Below are 3,242 nucleotides of genomic sequence, written 5' to 3'. Positions count from 1 at the left end.
CTCCTCAACACCATCCCCCCCGAACACCCCCTCACCACCGTCATCCACACCGCCGGCACCCTCGACGACAGCACCCTCACCACCCAAACCCCCCACCACCTCACCAACGTCCTCACCCCCAAAACCCACGCCGCCCACCACCTCCACGAACTCACCCAACACCTCCCCCTCGACGCCTTCATCCTCTTCTCCTCCACCGCCGCCACCTTCGGCTCACCCGGACAAGCCAACTACGCCGCCGCCAACGCCTACCTCGACGCCCTCGCCACCCACCGCCACACCCAAGGACTCCCCGCCACCTCCATCGCCTGGGGACTATGGGACGGCGATGGACTCGCCAGCGCCGAGTCGACCCATCAACTTCTTCACCGACGCGGTGTTCTCCCTATGCATCCTCAGCTCGCTCTCGCCGGGTTCGAGCGAGCTGTCAGTCAGCCTGAACCGCAATTCATTTTCGCGAACATCGACTGGAAAACATTCGGTCCGGCGCATGGTCCCGGGGGACTCGCGCTCGTCCAGGACATTCCAGAAGCTCGGCAGCATGATTCGTCGCTCAACATTCAGCCATCCGCCGCAGCAACGCTCCGGCAACAGTTGATCGTTAAAAGCACAGCAGAACAACATGCGGCGCTCTTGAATAACGTCCGCAAACAATCTTCGATCGTTCTCGGGCATGCAACACCTGACTCGATCCCTATCGAGCTCCCCTTCCGGGAAATCGGCTTCGACTCTCTCACCGCCATCGAGCTCCGTAACCGCCTTGCAGCTATTACTGGGCTTCGCCTTCCTGCGACTCTCATCTTCGATCACCCGTCGCCCCTCAAACTCGCCGAGCGTTTGCACACCGAGCTGCTGGGCGGTGTTGCCCCCGAAGTCAGCACCCCCGCGCTCGTCGGGTCGACCACTCATGACGAGCCGATTGCGATCATCAGCATGGGGTGCCGATTCCCTGGGGGCGTCCGGAACCCGGAGGGGCTTTGGGAACTTCTCGTCACGGAACAGGACGCAATCGCCGACTTCCCGACGGACCGCGGCTGGGACCTGGACCGACTCTTCGATCCGGACCCGGACCACGCCGGAACCTCGTATGTCCGGCAAGGCGGGTTCCTCTACAGCGCCGGTGACTTCGACGCCGGCTTCTTCGGTATCAGTCCGCGAGAAGCGCTGGCGATGGATCCCCAACAGCGACTGTTGCTGGAATCCGCCTGGGAAACTCTCGAAGGAGCAAATATCAGCCCGGACACTCTCCGAGCCGGGCAGGTCGGAGTCTTCACCGGTCTCAACTCTCAGGACTATGCTTCACTCGTCCAACGCGAGCCGGACACCCATGGGGGCTTTGTCCTTACCGGTAGTTCAAGCAGTATTGCCTCCGGTCGCATCGCATACGCCCTCGGTCTGGAAGGGCCCGCGGTGTCAGTGGACACGGCGTGCTCATCGTCGCTGGTCGCCTTGCACCTGGCCTGTCAGGCCCTACGAGCCGGAGAGTGCTCCATGGCCCTGGCCGGCGGCGTCACCATCATGTCCACGCCGCTGACTTTCATCGAATTCTCCCGCCAGCGGGGTTTGGCACCTGATGGTCGGTGCAAGGCGTTCTCGGCCTCGGCGGACGGTACGGGGTGGGCCGAGGGTGTCGGCATGCTGCTGGTGGAGCGGCTTTCCGATGCTCGCCGGAACGGGCACCAGGTCCTGGCGGTAGTACGGGGCAGCGCGGTGAATCAGGACGGGGCGAGCAATGGTCTGACGGCGCCGAATGGCCCGTCACAGCAGCGAGTGATCCGCCAAGCCCTAGCCAACGCTCGTCTCTCTCCTGCCGACGTGGATGCGGTGGAGGCACATGGCACCGGTACGACGCTCGGCGACCCGATCGAAGCCCAGGCCCTGCTCGCCACCTACGGGCAAGAGCGACGGGCTGGACAACCACTTTGGCTCGCATCGGTGAAGTCGAACATCGGACACACCCAGGCGGCCGCCGGGGTAGCAGGCGTCATCAAAATGGTGATGGCGCTCCGCAAGGGGACACTCCCACGCACCCTGCACGTAGATGAACCCTCGCCGCACGTCAACTGGGACGCGGGCGCGGTACGGCTGCTGACGGAGCCGGTGCCCTGGCCGGAGACGGACGGACGGCCCCGCCGGGCAGGAGTCTCCTCGTTCGGCGTCAGCGGGACGAACGCGCACGTCATCATCGAACAGGCACCCGCCGAGGAGTCCAGTGACCTGGACCAGGAGGACGGCGAGACGCCTTCATCAGCACTGCCAATGCCGTTGCCGTGGCCGGTGTCAGCGAAGTCGGACAGTGCTCTGCGGGCGCAGGCGGGGCAGCTGCGGGAGTTCCTGACCGGTCGTGCTGATGTGGCGTTGGCGGATGTGGGGTTCTCGCTCGCCTCGGGCCGGTCGGTATTCGATCACCGGGCAGTCGTGCTCGCCGGGGACCGGGACGGATTCCTCGACGCCCTCTCCGCCCTGGCGGCCGGTGAAGAGCACCCCTCCGTGATCCGGGGCACGGGCGGTGGGGGGAAGCTGGCCTTCGTGTGTGCGGGGCAGGGCACCCAGTACCCCGGCATGGGACACGGCCTCTACCAGGCGTTCCCCGCCTTCGCCCAGGCCATGGACGAAGCCTGCGCCCACCTCGACCCCCACCTTGACCACCCCCTGCTCGACGTCCTCTATCCCTCCCCGGGCAGTGATCTCGGGTCGCTGATCCACCAGACGCTCTACACGCAGCCGGCGCTGTTCGCCTTGCAGTACGCCCTGCACGCCCTGCTGACCAAGCAGTTCGGGGTACGGCCCGACTGCGTGGCCGGGCACTCCTTGGGGGAGATCACCGCAGCCCACCTCGCCGGCATCCTGTCTCTGCCCGACGCGGCGCTTCTGGTCACCACGCGGGCCCAGCTCATGGACACCCTCCCGACCACCGGGGCCATGACCGCCCTCCAGGCCACCCCCGACGAAGTACATCCCCTGATCGAAGACCATGCCGGTCAGGTATCGATCGCCGCGGTCAACAGTCCCACCTCACTCGTCATCTCCGGCGACCACGGCGCGGTCGAAGCTGTCACCGCCCACTTCCAGGACATGGGCCGCAAGACCACCGCCCTGCAGACCAGCGGTGCCTTCCACTCCCCCCACCTCGACGCTCTACTCCCCGAGCTGGCCGCTACCGCCGAAACCCTCACCTACCAACCGCCCCGCATTCCCCTCATCACCGCCACCGCCGACCCGGGGGACGAGCTCCTCACCCC

The 3,242-nt window shown here is 66.0% G+C and carries 1 protein-coding gene; it reads left to right on the top strand.

The features are described 5' to 3' along the window. A partial coding sequence (locus ABZ951_RS33700) for a beta-ketoacyl synthase N-terminal-like domain-containing protein (protein WP_361281766.1) occupies positions 1–3,242 on the top strand: 3,242 nt, incomplete at both ends.

The organism is Streptomyces sp. NPDC046215, assembly GCF_040646215.1.
Classification (GTDB): Bacteria; Actinomycetota; Actinomycetes; order Streptomycetales; family Streptomycetaceae; genus Streptomyces; species Streptomyces stramineus.
This window is presented reverse-complemented; position numbering and strand designations above follow the sequence as displayed.